Genomic DNA, 15,212 nt, shown 5'->3' on the forward strand with positions numbered 1-15,212 from the left:
TCACGGACCGCTCACACCCCGCCAGTGGCCGCTGGCAGCAAACGCGCTGATCAGCGAGGATGCGCCGAGCGCAGGCCCCGGAGGCGACTACAACTCGTCCACGTCCAGGTTGGCGATGGCCACCTCGGCCACCTCGCGGCCGCGCCGGGTGAAGTCGCCCTGCCCGGGATAGCCGATGGTGAGCTTGTACATGTCGCCGGCGGAGTTCTTGTAGTACAGGATGCGCAGCTCGCGCGGCAGCGGGGCGTCCGTGTCGTCGGTCTTGTACACGATCGTGTTCCCGGCGGCCTTCCTGCCGTGGAAGGTCACGTTCCCGTCCGGCTCGGTCCGGGGCTGCGGCGTGGAGGGCATGTCGAGGTGGTAGTCGCCCCGCTGCTTGTACACGGCGTCGTCCTCGTACATCTCGGCCGCCGCCGAGTCCGCGATGTCGTGGCCGGTGTCCTCCGCCTTCCGCTCGACCGACAGGGTCACCCAGACGCTGCCGCTCGGGTCGGTGTAGGTGACCCAGTGGCCGTCGTCCCGCTCCGGGTCCGGCACCGAGCGCGTGTACTGCCGCGGCACGGCGATCGTGGCGGTGACGTCCTTCTCGTGGTGCGTGGTCCACCCTTTGGGCAGCGGGCCCGCGAAGGGCTGCGCGATCAGCAGATACGCCCCCACCGCCGCCGCGACGACGGCCGCGCCCAGCACCGTCCAGGCCCGGCGGCCCAGCCGCGGCCGGGGCCTGCCGGCCCGGTCGGCGGGCACCGCCTGCACGACCGGCGGCGGAGGAGGCGGGGCCGCCGCCTGCTGCAGCAGCGCGCGGACCCGGGCGGCGTCCGGCCGGTGGGCGGGGTCCTTCTGCAGCAGACCGGTGATGACCTCGGCGAGCGGACCGGTCGCGGCCGACGGCGCGGCGGGCGTGGCGTTGAGCACCGACTGCAGGGTGGCCGGGGTGTTGCTGCGACGGAACGGCGAGACACCCTCGGTGGCCGTGTACAGGACCACGCCGAGCGACCACAGGTCGCCGGCCGGGCCGGGATGCCGGCCCAGGACCCGCTCGGGCGCGATGTACTCCGGGGAACCGACGAAGCCGCCGGTGTCGGTCAGGCGGGTGTCGCCCTCGATCCGGGCGATGCCGAAGTCGGTGAGGACGATCCGGCCGTGCGGGCCGAGCAGGATGTTGCCCGGCTTGACGTCCCGGTGCAGCACGCCCGCCGCGTGCGCGGCCTCCAGCGCGCCGAGCACCTCCAGGCCGATCCGGGCGGCCTCGCGCGCCTCCAGCGTGCCCTCCTGCAGGACGCTGCCGAGCGAACGCCCCCGCACCAGCTCCATGACGATCCACGGCCGGCCGTCCACCACGGCCACGTCGTGCACGGTGACCACCGCGGGGTGGTCGAGCCGGGCCGCGGCACGGGCCTCGCGCCGCATCCGCTCGTAGGCGTTGGCGCGCTCCCGCTCCGGCAGGCCCTCGGGCAGGCGGGGCTCCTTGACGGCGACCTCGCGGTCCATCGTCTCGTCCTTGGCGCGCCACACGGTGCCCATGCCACCGTGCCCCAGCCGGGCCAGCAGCCGGTACCGGCCGGCGATCAGGCGTCCGGCGCCGGCATCGGACGCGTCCGGCTGCGGCGGGACGGCCGCGGCGGGCGGCTGGGCGGCCTGCGCGGCCTGCGGCTCGCCGATGGCCTGCGGCGAGGGCTGCGAGGCCTGCTGCGGAGGCGACTGCGGATGCCGCTGCGGCTGCTCGTGGCCGGGCCGCATCTCCGGCGGGCCGGCCGGCCCGGACGGGGCCGCCGCGCCGGGCCGGTCCTGCGGGACACCGGCCGCCTCGGTGGCGTAAGGGTTCTGCGGAGACGGGACCCGAGGCTGCGGGGCCGGCGGCGGCAGCAGATAACTCGTCGGCTCACCGGCGCGGTCGCGAGGTCCCCCGTTGTCGTTCATGCGTCCATGCATAGCGTGACCGGTGCTTCCGCTTCCACCGAGGGCGCCGTGCGGTCATGAAGCCGTGACCTGACGGCACGATGCACGCGGCGCACCGGCGGCCGCCGCCCGGTCAGTTCCCGTCCGGCTGCCAGCTCATGAGGACCTGCTGGAACTGCTGCTCGGTGACCGTCCAGTCGTCGGCGGGCCCGGACATGTAGATCGCGTACTCGACGTTGTCGCGCGAGTAGTACATCTCCTCGACGGCGCGCCGCGGCCCCGCGAAACCGTCCTTCGGCAGCGACGTCCAGGTGTACTCCCACCGCGATCCCGGCCGGTCGCGGAAGGTGTTGGCCTTCAGGGTGATGCGCTGGTAGTCGACCAGCCGGTGCAGCTGCTCCTCCAGGTCGAGCTGGTGGTCGTGCGGGGTGGGGAAGTCCGGCGAGTCGTCGACGGCGATGCGGATGAAGTGCCGTCCGCCGTCCGGGGTGTAGTCGACCTGGCGGAGATCCGGGTCGGACACCACCCGCTGCCAGTTCTCGCCGGGTACGGCGATGCTGAAGCCGAACGGGTCGTGCCGGCGCACCCAGCCTGCCGGGAGGTCGCTCGTGGCGTCCCCGCCGGGCGTGGCGGCCGTGCCGGACGCGGAGGACGCACCGGACGGTGAGGTGGCCGCCGTCCCCGGCGTACCGTCCCGGCCGTCCTGCCACTTCAGCACCGCCACCGCGGTTCCCCCGCCGAGAAGGGCGGCCAGCACGAGGGCGAGGACGACATGGCGTCTGCGGCGGCGCCCGGGCACGGCGGTGCCGGACGGCACGGGCTCCGGATGGTAGGGCGTCGTGCCGCTCACGAACCGCCGGCCGGTTGCGTCGGGCCGCGTCGGGCCGTCGTACGGGAAGGTCTCCCCGCCGGCCGGGGCGGCGCCGGAGTGCGGCGCGGGCGCCGGCTCGGTGCCGGTGGGCCGTGCGGGTACGGACGCCCGGGGCTCGCCCGGACTGCGTCCCTCGGCGGCCTCGGCGAGCATCCGTTCGGCCGTCGCCGCGTCCGGGCGCGCCGTCGGGTCCTTGCGCAGCAGCGCGGTGATCACGGGGCCGAGCGGGCCGGCGTGCCGTGGCTCGGCGGGTTCCTCGTCGACGACCGCCTGCATGGTGGTGAGCGGTGAGGTACGGCGGAACGGCGACAGGCCCTCCACCGCGGTGTAGAGCGTGGCGCCCAGCGCCCACAGGTCGGAGGCGGGCCCCGGGTCGTGGCCGCGGACCCGCTCGGGAGCCAGGTAGTCGACGGAGCCGACGACCTCGCCGGTGCGGGTGATGGTGGAGTCGCCCTCGATCTGCGCGATGCCGAAGTCGGTGAGCAGCACGCGGCCGTCCCGGGCCAGCAGGACGTTGGCGGGCTTGACGTCACGGTGCAGGACCCCGGCCCGGTGGGCGGCGCGCAGGGCACGCAGCACCCACAGCCCGACCCGGGCGGCCTCGGCGGGCTCCACCCGTCCCTGGTCCTTGATCGCGTCGGCCAGGGAGCGGCCCTCGACCAGTTCCATCACGATCCACGGACGGTTGTCGTGCTCCAGCACGTCGTGCACCGTGACCACGGCGGAGTGGTTGATCCGCGCCGCGGCGCGGGCCTCCGCCCTCGTGCGTGCGAGAAGAACCGCCTGGTCGCTCTCGGACACGTAGAGAGCGGCGGTCAACTCCTTGATGGCGACCTCGCGGTGCAGCACCTCGTCGTGTGCGCGCCACACGCGCCCCATGCCGCCGCTGCCGATGGACTCGGCGAGCCGGTAGCGGCCCGCGAGCAGCAGGCCCTGCGTCTGATTCACGTTGCCCCGCATAGTTCTTGACAGGGTCAGCGTAAGGACCGGTGTGCCGGCGGGGAACCGGCGGGGTCCCATGGAGACAGCACTGTGACGGACGGGCACGGTGTCACGGGCCGTGCGCGGCGCGGCCGTTGAGTCGGTCAGCCGGTGAACCGATAGGTGCTCTGGGCCTGTTCGTACAGGCTGTTCACCTCGTCGCGCTGGGTCTGGGGGCCGCGTACCTGCACCACGTGGTAGCGGCCGTCGAGCAGGATGGCCGCGTTGCGCACGAACAGCTCACGGCCGTCGCTGCCCGTCCAGGTGAACTGGCCCTCGGCCATGGTGGTGTCGCCGACCTTGATGGTCCGCAGGCCGGAGGAGGTGGCCCAGCTGGATTCGCGGTAGGGGCGCAGCTCACCCTCCTTCTCCCGCTGGTAGACCATCGGGTCGCTGCCGTACTCGGCCGCGCTGTCCCGCCCCGGGACCACGATCAGCCGGAGGTCGCCGTGGGCATAGACCACCTGGTCCGGGCCGCTGCCGGGGGTGCGCTCGAAGTTCTCGGGCAGGGCGATCTGGAAGCCGGCGGGGTCCTCGCGCAGGGCGTATCCGTGGGCGAGTTCGGTGCCGGTGCTGCGGGCCTGGGCGGAGTGCGAGGACCGGACCGCGCCGCTTCCTCCGGGTGCGGCTGCCGCGTCGTTCTCGCCGTCGGGCCCGGAGGACGACGGGACGGGGCTCGCCTGCCCGGCGCTGCCGACGGGGCCGGCCGCGCCGTCCTGTCCGGCCTTGGGCATGAACAGCATCGCGTAGGCGAGGGCCCCGGCCACCAGCAGCAGGATCAGCAGAAGCAGGACGCGGCCGAGGCGGCGCGGGGAGCCTGCCGGGCGTCCGGCCCGCTTGTGCCGGCCGTGGTGGGCGGGCACCTGGGCGCGCCGGCGGCGCACCAGCTCGCCGCGCCGGCGCACCACGGGCAGCCGGCCCGTGGCCTCGGGCGGCGGCGCGGCGACCACATGGGTGCCGGCCTCCGGCTCGGGCGCGGACCGCACCAGCGAGCGCAGCCAGCCCGCGAGTTCCTCGACGTCCGGGCGTTCGGTGGCGTCCTGGCGCAGCAGCGACTCCACGACCGGGCGGAGCGGGCCGCACTCCTCGGCGAACGCGGGCGGCTCGGCGCACACCATCTGCACCAGCTCGGCGGTCGACTCCTCCGGGTAGGGCGGGTGGCCCTGCACGGCCCGGAAGAGCAGCGCGCCCAGCGCCCACAGGTCGGTGGCGGGTCCGACCGGGGCGGCGAGCTGCCAGTTGGCGTGCACGGGGCCGGCCTGCTCCGGGGCCCAGCGTTCGGTCACCGGTCCCACCACGGTCATGCGGGCCTGGCGCGCCCGTTCGGCGTCCAGCGCGGTGGCCGGGCCGCGCCGGGCCGGGGCGCCCGCGCGGTCGCCGGCGGGCGCGGGCCGCGGTGCGGGGACGCCGTACTGCGCGGCGGGGGCGCCCTCCACGACGGTGTCCGCGGTGCCGTGACCGGCGGCGCCCTGCGGGCGGGGCGCGGCGGCGCCCGGTGCGGCCTCGCGTCCCGCGGCGGGAGCAGCCGCCCGGCGGGGTCCGGCGGCCTCCCGGACGCCGTACGGGTCGGTGATCCGGCCCGGCGGTACGAGGCGGGGGTCGTCCTCGGCGGGCTGCCGGGCTCCGGGGACGGCCGGGTGCCCGGCCTGCCGGGCCGCCTGGGCGCGGGCCGCGGCGCGGGCGCCCTCGCGGTAGGCGGCGATGGCGTCGGCGCGGGCCGCGCGGACGTCGCTGCTGTGCGGCGGGACTCCCGCGACCGGGCCCGGTTGCTGCCCCGGGCCGGTGCGGCCGGGGGCCGGCGGCAGCGCGTCGGCCTGGTGTGCCTGGATCGCGGACCGCCGCACGCCCTCGGGGTCCGTCGCGACGGGGGCGGGGCCGGACGGGTGTCCCGGCTGCGGTCCGGTCTCCCACGGGGCGTGGCCGGCTTCCAGGGGACCACCGGCCGCCGGACCGTCCGCGGGCCGCCCGTGCCCGGCCGGGTCGCCGACAGGGTCGCCGGTCCGGTCGTCCGGCACGGGGTCGTATCCGCACAGGGCCTCCTCGGCCGCGCCGACCGCGAGGCCGCTGAGTATCACCCGGCCGTCGTCGCAGACCAGGACGGTGCGTGGGGTGATGTTGCGGTGCACCCAGCCGTGGCCGTGCAGCACCCGCAGCGCCATGAGGAGATCCGAGGCGACCTCGGCCGCCCGGTACGGCGTCAGCGGACCCTCGTCGAGCAGGGCCGCCAGCGGGCGCGCGGGGACCAGTTCACTGGCGATCCACAGCGAACCGCCCTCCGTGAACACGTCGAAGACCTGGTCCAGCCGGGGATGGTCGGGGATCCGGGCGGCGGCCTGCGCCGCCTCGACGGCCCGCCGCACGGCCGGATCGGCGGGCTGCCGGGGCGCCGGGCCGCGCCGTTGCGGCACGGCCGTGTCCCGGGCGGGTGCGGGAAGCCGCCAGGTGGCGCCGTCGCGGGCGGTGAAGCCGTCGGGCAGCCCGTCGGCGTCGAGCACCTCCGCCTCGACGACCTCCGGCAGCGGCACCTGCCGCAGCATGACCTCCTGCCCGCTGTAGGTGTCGAAGGCGCGGGTCTCGGTCAGTTCGTACGCGTCGGACGAAGGCAGCGGCAGCCGGTAGCGGCCGGCGAGCACCCGGCCCGCGTAGTCGTCCACGTCGCCCTCCCCCGGTGCCGCACGGCCGGTCGGTTCCTACTCCCCATGCGCCCCGTTTCCCACGTGCTCACGGTGCGCAATCCCTCACGATACGTGCCGAGGCGGTCCCCCACCGCCGGGTTGCCGTATCTGGCCAGGACCCGCGCCCGGTGTCCCGAGCGCCCGAGCCCGGAGTGTCCTCGTCGCCCGCGCCCGGTGTCCTACTTGCCCGCACCCTTGGGCCGGAACGACTCCGTGAGCGTGCGCCAGGTGTCGCGCCGCAGGTCGTCGTCCCAGTCGTCGGCCCTGGCCGTGTACATCAAGGCGTAGCCCTGATGGTCGTCGACCACGAAGCCCCGGTCCACGGTGCGGTACTCGGTCCCGCCGTCGACGTAGGTGAACTCCCAGTCGGCCGTGTTCCAGCCGCGGTAGTCGGTCTTCTCGATGCGGATGCGGTGGTACTGCTTGCGGACCATGTAGCGCTCCTGGTTCTTCCAGTCGGCCACAGGGTCGTCCTTGGGCGTGGAGGTCCAGGCGACGAGCAGTTTCTGCCCCCGGGGGCCGGTGAAGCGGTCCCCGGCGGAGTCCGACTCGGCGTACGACCAGCCCTCGGGCAGTCCGATGGAGTAGCCCTGGGCGCCGCGGTGGGTGCGTACGCCGTCCTCCGCGTCGCCGTCCGAGGCCTCCTCGTCGGACTCCTGGTCCGGGGCGGCGGCGGACGAGGCCGCGGCGGTGAAGCCCTGCGCGTCGCCGGTCGCCGTCGCGGGTGTGCCGGCCCGGCCGTCGGGGTGGCTGCCGCCGGCCTTGTCCTCGGTGGTGGCGCCGGCGGAGGCGACGGCCGCGGTGGGGGCGGCGCCCTTGTCGCCGCCCTCGTCGTCCCCGCCGTCGAGGGTGAGGGCGAGCACCGTGCCGATCACGGCGAGCACCACGACCACGGCGACGGCCACCAGGGTCCGCTTCGGCACCACGTCGGACAGCGGCGCGCGGGGTGCCGGCCGCGGCGGCAGGTCCAGGTCCGGCGGCGGCACCACGGGCCATCCGCCGCCGCTGCGGCCGGTCTGCGTGCCGCCCGCGGAGGCCGTACGCGTGCCGGTGCCGCCCTTGGTCGCGGCGGAGGTTGCCGCCCCGGCCACCGCCGCCGCCTCGTCGCGTTCGCGGGTGGCGGTGCCGGACGCGGCGGCTGCCTTGCGCACGGAGCGCAAGGCGCCGCGCAGCCGGTCGGCCGCCTCCTCGCTCCGCCCGCCGGCGGCAGCGGTGCCCGTGCGGCTCTCGTCGTCGCGCGGCTCCGGTTGCGCGGGCAGCGGCACCATCTTGGTGGCGTCCGCGGCCGGCTTCGGTCCGGGCTCCGCCTCGTCGGGCGCGTCGATGACGGCGTTGAGCAGGGCCCGGGCGCCGGCGTCGTCGAGACGCTTGGCCGGGTCCTTGGTCAGCAGGCCGCAGATCACGTCGCGCAGCGGGCCGGCGTTCTTCGGCTCCACCAGCGGCTCGGTCATCACCGCCGTCAGCGTGGCGATCGCGGACCCCTTGTCGTAGGGGGGCACGCCCTCCACGGCCGCGTACAGCAGGCCGCCGAGCGACCACAGGTCGGCGGCCGGGCCGGGCTTGTGGCCGCGGGCGCGCTCCGGGGCGATGTAGGAGGGCGCGCCGACCAGCATGCCGGTGGAGGTGATGGACGGGTCGCCCTCGACCTGGGCGATGCCGAAGTCGGTGAGCACGACCCGGCCGTCGTCGGCGATGAGCACGTTGGAGGGCTTCACGTCACGGTGCAGGATGCCCTGGCGGTGCGCCGACCGCAGCACGTCGAGGACGGCGAGGCCGACCTCGGCGGCCCGCCTCGGCTGAAGGACGCCGTCCTCGCGGATGACCTCGGCGAGCGACTTGCCCTCGATCAGCTCCATGACGATCCACGGCCGGTCGTCCTCGTCGACGACGTCGAAGACGGTCACCGCGCTGGTGTTGCGGATCCGGGCGATCGCCTTGGCCTCGCGCAGCGTGCGCGTGATCAGGCGCCGCTTCTCCTCCTCGTCGATGTTCGACGGGAACCTCAGCTCCTTGACGGCCACCGTCCGGCCCAGGGTCTCGTCCTCGGCACGCCACACCGTGCCCATGCCGCCGCGGCCGAGTACGTCCTTCAGCCGGTACCGCCCGGCGAGAAGACGCTCGGTGGTGTCCTGACGAGTGTCCTGACGGGTGGTCCCCGCCCGCTCCGCCTCCGACATGCGTCCCCTCATGCAACCCGCCCTGACAGAGCCTCCATTGTCTCTCACGCGACAAGTGCTCGGCGCCCAGGGTGGCCCTCGGGACACCTCGGGTGTCCGCTGAACAGCCCACACACGGCGGGTCGGTGAGGTTGCGTCGGCTGCGCGGCGGCACTGCGGGCACAGGTCCCGGTGAGGCCCGGGCCGGGTCCGGGACGCCCCTCTGCGCACACCCTCGGCGGCGGCCTACAGCGGCACGATGTCCGGCGCGCCCAGACGTGCGGCGTCGGCGGTGAGGTCGTCGGGCTGGCGCTGCGACTCCCGCTCGGCCTCGACGCGCTTGTGGTAGTGCTCCACCTCGCGCTCGACCTGGTCCGCTTCCCAGCCCAGCACGGGCGCCATCAGCTCGGCGGCCTCGCGGGCACAGCGCGTGCCCCGGTCGAAGGTCTCGATGGATATGCGGGTGCGCCGGGTCAGGACGTCGTCGAGGTGGCGGGCGCCCTCGTGGGAGGCGGCGTAGACGACCTCGGCGCGCAGATAGTCGTCGGCGCCCTGCAGGGGGTCGCCCAGCGACGGGTCCTCGGCGACGAGGTGGAGCACCTCCGGCACGGCCGAGCCGTACCGGTTGAGCAGGTGTTCGACGCGCACCACGTGCAGGCCGGCGCGGGCGGCGATGCGGGCCCGTGCGTTCCACAGTGCCCGGTAGCCCTCGGCACCCAGCAGCGGCACCTCCTCGGTGACGCAGTCGGCGACCCGCATGTCCAGGCCGTGCACCGCCTCGTCGACGGCGTCCTTGGCCATCACCCGGTACGTGGTGTACTTGCCGCCGGCCACCACGACCAGGCCGGGCACGGGGTGGGCCACGGTGTGCTCGCGGGAGAGCTTGCTGGTGGCGTCGGACTCGCCGGCCAGCAGCGGCCTGAGCCCCGCGTACACGCCCTCCACGTCGTCCCGGGTCAGCGGCACCGCGAGCACCGAGTTCACCCGGTCGAGCAGGTAGTCGATGTCGGCGCTGGAGGCCGCGGGGTGGGCCTTGTCCAGGTCCCAGTCGGTGTCGGTGGTGCCGACGATCCAGTGCCGTCCCCAGGGGATGACGAACAGCACGGACGTCTCGGTGCGCAGGATGAGCCCGGTGGAGGAGTTGATGCGGTCACGGGGCACGACCAGGTGGATGCCCTTGGAGGCGCGGACGTGGAACTGGCCGCGCTCGCCCACCATGGCCTGGGTGTCGTCGGTCCACACCCCGGTGGCGTTGACGACCTGCTGGGCGCGGATGTCGTAGTCCTCGCCGGTCTCCACGTCCTGCACCCGGGCGCCGACGACCCGTTCGCCCTCGCGCAGGAAGCCGGTGACGCGGGCCCGGTTGGCCGCCTTGGCGCCGTAGGACACGGCGGTGCGCACCAGGGCCACCACGAAGCGGGCGTCGTCCACCTGCGCGTCGTAGTACTGCAGGGCTCCGACGAGGGCGTCCTTCTTCAGGCAGGGGGCTATGCGCAGGGCGTGACGGCGGGTCAGATGGCGGTGCAGGGGCAGGCCGCGGCCGTGTTGGCGGGCCAGCGACATCGCGTCGTAGAGGGCGACGCCCGAGCCCGCGTACAGCCGCTCCCAGGCGCGGTGCCGCAGCGGGTACAGGAACGGCACCGGCCTGACCAGGTGCGGCGCCAGCCTCTCCAGCAGCAGGCCGCGCTCCTTGAGGGCCTCGCGCACCAGGGCGAAGTCCAGCATCTCCAGGTAGCGCAGTCCGCCGTGGATCAGCTTGCTGGAACGGCTGGAGGTGCCCGCGGCCCAGTCGCGGGCCTCGACCAGCCCGGTGTTCAGACCGCGGGTCGCGGCGTCCAGGGCCGTGCCCGCGCCGACCACTCCGCCGCCCACGACCAGGATGTCCAGCTCCTGTCCGGCCATGTCCGCCAAGGACGCGGCGCGCTGCGCCGGCCCGAGTGTCGCTGTCCTCACTGCCGCCTCCCGCTGTGTGCCGCGCCGGCCGCACTCGTCGGACGAGGCCCGTCCCTGTCCAGGACGGGCCCGCGTTTCCCTCCTGTCCTGATTGTCACCGCCTTGCCCGCCTTCAGCCACCAGTCGCACCGGGGCTGTGGACAACTCGGGTCGGTTCACCCGGAAACACGCAGGTCAATGCCACATAACGGTCATATTTACTCCTAGTCTGACAGTGCACTCGCTCGCCCTGCCGTCAGGGCTTGCGCGCCTGCCCCGCCTCGGTCACTGGGAAGGACGGCCCACGCCATGCCCGCAGATCTCGCCGTCATCGGACTCGGTCCACTCGGCCTGCCCCTGGCCCAGGCCGCCGTCAGCGCCGGCATCCCCACGCTCGGCTACCACACCGGGGAGGAGCCCGGTGCCCTCAGCCCCGCCGAACTGCGCCGGATGCTCGCGGGCGGCTTCCGGCCCGCCACCGACCCGGCGGCGCTCGGCCGGGTGCGCACCGTCGTGATCTGCGCGCCCACCCCGCCCGCCGCCGACGGCGGCCTGGACCTGAGCCAGCTGGAGACGGCCGCCCGCGCGCTCGCCGGGCATCTGCGCCCGCACACCACGGTGATCCTGGAGTCACCCGTGCTGCCGGGCACCACCGAGACCTTCCTGCGGCCGCTGCTGGAACAGGGTTCGGGCCTCGTCGCGGGCCGGGACTTCCACCTCGCCCACTCCCCCAGCCGCGTCGACCCCGGCAGCCGTGCCTTCACCCCGGCCAACACCCCGAAGGTGATCGGCGGCCTCACCCCCGCCTGCACCGAGTCGGCCGCCGCGTTCTACGGCCGGCTCACCGACAAGGTGGTCCGCGCCCGCGGGCTGCGCGAGGCCGAGACCGTGCAGCTGCTGGAGACCAACTACCGGCACGTGAACATCGCCCTGGTCAACGAGATGGCCGTGCTCTGTCACGAGCTGGGTGTGGACCTGTGGGACGTGGTGCGCTGCGCGGAGACCAAACCGTTCGGCTTCCAGGCCTTCCGGCCCGGCCCCGGCGTCGGCGGCCACGGCGTCCCCCAGGACCTGTCCGGTCTCACGGGCCGCGGCCTGCGCATGGTGGAGCTGGCCCGGAAGGTCAACAGCCGGATGCCGCGCTATGTCGTCCAGCGCGCCGCCGCGCTCCTGAACGAGCACGGCAAGTCCGCGCGCGGCGCCCGCGTCCTGCTGCTCGGCGTCACCTACAAGCCGGACCTCGCCGACCTGCAGGGCACCCCCGCCGAGGAGATCGCCGAGCGCCTGACCGGCCTGGGCGCCTCGGTCAGCTACCACGACCCGTACGTGCCCACGTGGAGCATCGGCGACCGCCCCGTCCCGCGCGCGGACGCACTGTACGAGGCGGTCGCCGAGGCCGACCTGACGATCTTGCTCCAGCACCACCGCACCTACGACCTGCAGGGACTGTCGGTGAAGGCCCAGCTGCTCCTGGACACCAGGGGCGCGGCACCGCAGGGGGCGGCGCACCGGCTGTAGCGGGGCGCACCGGCTGTAGCGGGGCGCACCGGCTGTGGCGGGGCGGCACGCCCGCGGTCGCAGGGTCGGCTCACCGGCTGCCCCAGGGCGCGGACGGGCGTGGATCAGGGCGGTCGACGGCGCGACGCCCGGACACGCGGCCTTCCGGGTGGAGGACCGGCCGTGTCCGGGCGTCGCTCGTCGCTCGCTTCAGTGGCTGCGGCAGCTCACCGCTTGTGCTGCGAGTCGGCCACCGTCACCTCGACCCGCTGGAACTCCTTCAGCTCGCTGTAGCCGGTGGTGGCCATGGCGCGGCGCAGGGCGCCGAAGAAGTTCATCGAGCCGTCCGGGGTGTGGGACGGGCCGGTGAGGATCTCCTCGATGGTGCCGACCGTGCCCAGGTCGACCTTCTTGCCGCGCGGCAGTTCGGCGTTGACGGCCTCCATGCCCCAGTGGTGGCCCTTGCCCGGCGCGTCGGTGGCGCGCGCCAGCGGGGAGCCCATCATCACCGCGTCCGCACCGCAGGCGATCGCCTTGGGCAGGTCGCCGGACCAGCCGACACCGCCGTCCGCGATCACGTGCACGTACCGGCCGCCGGACTCGTCCATGTAGTCGCGGCGGGCCGCCGCCACGTCCGCCACCGCCGTCGCCATCGGCACCTGGATGCCCAGCACGTTGCGGGTGGTGTGGGCGGCGCCGCCGCCGAAGCCGACGAGGACGCCCGCGGCACCGGTGCGCATCAGGTGCAGGGCCGCGGTGTAGGTGGCACAGCCGCCGACGATCACCGGGACGTCCAGCTCGTAGATGAACTGCTTCAGGTTGAGCGGCTCGTGCGAGGAGGAGACGTGCTCGGCGGAGACCGTCGTGCCGCGGATGACGAAGATGTCCACGCCCGCGTCCACGACCGCCTTGGAGAACTGGGCGGTGCGCTGCGGGGAGAGCGCGGCGGCGGTGACGACACCGGCGTCGCGGACCTCCTTGATGCGGGCGCCGATCAGCTCCTCCTTGATCGGCGCGGCGTAGATCTCCTGCAGGCGCCGGGTCGCGGACTCGGCGGGCAGCTCGGCGATCTCGTCGAGCAGCGGCTGCGGGTCCTCGTAGCGGGTCCACAGACCCTCGAGGTTGAGCACGCCCAGGCCGCCCAGCTCGCCGATGCGGATGGCGGTGGCCGGGGAGACGACCGAGTCCATGGGGGCGGCCAGGAACGGCAGCTCGAAGCGGTAGGCGTCGATCTGCCAGGCGATCGAGACCTCCTTCGGGTCCCGGGTACGGCGGCTCGGAACGACGGCGATGTCGTCGAACGCGTACGCCCGGCGGCCGCGCTTGCCGCGCCCGATCTCGATCTCAGTCACGTTGGTGGCCTTTCCCTGATGCGTTTCAGCGTCTTCCAGTATCGCCGACGCCCCTGGCGAGCGGCCGACCCCCAGGGCCCGCGCCGCCGACGGACGCCGGACCGGACGCCCGACGGACGCCCGAGAGACACCCAGGAGCACCCGAGGGAGCACCCACAAGGGGGCACCCACGGAAAGCACCCGGCAGATGTCCAGGAGGACGCCCAGGGACGTCCCACGGACGCACGGAGACACCCGAGGGGCGCCACGAACAAGGCGGCCCCGGAGGATCCGGGGCCGCCCTGGGACGTCCTCAGACGTGCGCCGCGCTCGCGCGGCTCACTTCTTGCTGTAGTTCGGCGCCTCGACGGTCATCTGGATGTCGTGCGGGTGGGACTCCTTCAGACCCGCCGAGGTGATCCGCACGAACTGGCCCTTGGCCTGCAGCTCGGGCACGGTCTTGCCGCCGACGTAGAACATCGACTGGCGCAGGCCGCCGACCAGCTGGTGGACGACCGAGGCCAGCGGACCGCGGTAGGGGACCTGGCCCTCGATGCCCTCGGGGATCAGCTGCTCGTCGGAGGCGACGCCCTCCTGGAAGTAGCGGTCCTTGGAGAAGGACTTGCGGTCGCCGCGGGACTGCATGGCGCCCAGCGAACCCATGCCCCGGTAGGACTTGAACTGCTTGCCGTTGATGAACAGCAGCTCGCCCGGCGACTCCTCGCAGCCCGCGAGCAGCGAGCCCAGCATCACCGTGTCGGCGCCGGCGACCAGGGCCTTGGCGATGTCGCCGGAGTACTGCAGGCCGCCGTCGCCGATGACCGGCACACCGGCCTCCTTGGCGGCCAGCGAGGCCTCGTAGATGGCGGTGACCTGCGGGACGCCGATGCCGGCGACCACGCGGGTGGTGCAGATGGAGCCCGGTCCGACACCGACCTTGATGCCGTCGGCGCCCGCGTCGATCAGCGCCTGGGCACCGGCCCGGGTGGCGACGTTGCCGCCGATGACGTCGACGCCGGAGTGGTTCGACTTGATCTTGGCGACCATGTCGCCGACCAGCTTGGAGTGGCCGTGCGCGGTGTCCACGACGATGAAGTCGACACCCGCCTCGATCAGCGCCTGGGCGCGTTCGAAGGCGTCACCGGCCACGCCGACCGCCGCACCGACCAGCAGGCGGCCCTTGGCGTCCTTGGCGGCCTTGGGGTACTGCTCGGCCTTGACGAAGTCCTTGACCGTGATCAGGCCCTTGAGGATGCCCGCGTCGTCGACCAGCGGCAGCTTCTCGATCTTGTGGCGGCGCAGCAGCTCCATGGCGTCCGCACGCGAGATGCCGACCGTGCCGGTCACCAGCGGCATCGGGGTCATGACCTCGCTGACCCGGCGGGACCGGTCGGTCTCGAAGGCCATGTCGCGGTTGGTGACGATGCCCAGCAGCTTGCCGGACGGGTCGGTGACCGGGACGCCGCTGATGCGGAACTTGGCGCACAGCGCGTCGGCCTCGGCGAGCGTGGCCTCCGGGTGGATGGTGATGGGGTCGGCCACCATCCCGGACTCGGAGCGCTTGACCAGGTCGACCTGGTTGGCCTGGTCCTCGACGGACAGGTTGCGGTGCAGCACGCCGACGCCGCCCTGGCGGGCCATCGCGATGGCCATGCGGGACTCGGTCACCTTGTCCATCGCCGCCGACACGAGCGGGATGTTGAGCCGCACGTTCTTGGAGACGTACGAGGTGGTGTCGATCTCGTCGGGCGCCATGTCCGACGGGCCGGGCAGCAGCAGCACGTCGTCGTAGGTCAGCCCGAGTGTCGCGAATTTCTCGGGCACTCCGTCGACGTTGGCAGTCATGACACCTTCTCCACATGGCCTTGATCGG

The 15,212-nt window shown here is 74.1% G+C and carries 8 protein-coding genes; 1 reads left to right on the forward strand and 7 read right to left on the reverse strand.

The window, feature by feature from the left end:
- Positions 1 to 87: 87 nt before the first annotated feature.
- The 5 genes from OG899_RS10005 to OG899_RS10025 form a co-directional block, all read right to left on the reverse strand.
- Positions 88 to 1,917, reverse strand: a complete 1,830-nt coding sequence (locus tag OG899_RS10005) for a serine/threonine-protein kinase (RefSeq protein WP_189428004.1) — start codon at positions 1,915 to 1,917, stop codon at positions 88 to 90.
- A 112-nt stretch (positions 1,918 to 2,029) separates the two neighbouring features.
- On the reverse strand, positions 2,030 to 3,727 hold the full coding sequence (locus OG899_RS10010; RefSeq protein WP_229814068.1) for a serine/threonine-protein kinase: 1,698 nt from the start codon (positions 3,725 to 3,727) through the stop codon (positions 2,030 to 2,032).
- Positions 3,728 to 3,852: 125 nt separating this feature from the next.
- Complete coding sequence (locus tag OG899_RS10015) at positions 3,853 to 6,402, reverse strand: serine/threonine protein kinase (protein ID WP_356848727.1); 2,550 nt, start codon at positions 6,400 to 6,402, stop codon at positions 3,853 to 3,855.
- A 200-nt stretch (positions 6,403 to 6,602) separates the two neighbouring features.
- Positions 6,603 to 8,600: a serine/threonine-protein kinase gene (locus OG899_RS10020; protein WP_125496464.1), complete on the reverse strand. Its 1,998-nt coding sequence runs from the start codon at positions 8,598 to 8,600 to the stop codon at positions 6,603 to 6,605.
- Positions 8,601 to 8,825: 225 nt separating this feature from the next.
- Positions 8,826 to 10,532 (reverse strand): glycerol-3-phosphate dehydrogenase/oxidase, encoded by a 1,707-nt coding sequence (locus OG899_RS10025; RefSeq protein WP_125496465.1) that lies wholly within the window; start codon positions 10,530 to 10,532, stop codon positions 8,826 to 8,828.
- A gap of 288 nt (positions 10,533 to 10,820) precedes the next feature.
- On the opposite strand from OG899_RS10025, the gene OG899_RS10030 reads away from it, so the two are divergent.
- Complete coding sequence (locus tag OG899_RS10030) at positions 10,821 to 12,029, forward strand: nucleotide sugar dehydrogenase (protein WP_125496466.1); 1,209 nt, start codon at positions 10,821 to 10,823, stop codon at positions 12,027 to 12,029.
- Positions 12,030 to 12,235: 206 nt separating this feature from the next.
- On the opposite strand, the gene OG899_RS10035 is transcribed toward OG899_RS10030, so the two are convergent.
- Positions 12,236 to 13,360, reverse strand: coding sequence for a GuaB3 family IMP dehydrogenase-related protein (locus OG899_RS10035; RefSeq protein ID WP_125496467.1), 1,125 nt, complete (start codon positions 13,358 to 13,360; stop codon positions 12,236 to 12,238).
- A 318-nt stretch (positions 13,361 to 13,678) separates the two neighbouring features.
- Positions 13,679 to 15,184 carry an IMP dehydrogenase gene (gene guaB / locus OG899_RS10040; protein ID WP_125496468.1) on the reverse strand — a complete coding sequence of 502 codons (1,506 nt, stop codon included), beginning with the start codon at positions 15,182 to 15,184 and terminating at the stop codon, positions 13,679 to 13,681.
- Positions 15,185 to 15,212 lie beyond the last annotated feature (28 nt).

It is taken from the genome of Streptomyces thermoviolaceus, from assembly GCF_045209695.1.
In the GTDB taxonomy this organism is placed as follows: domain Bacteria; phylum Actinomycetota; class Actinomycetes; order Streptomycetales; family Streptomycetaceae; genus Streptomyces; species Streptomyces thermoviolaceus.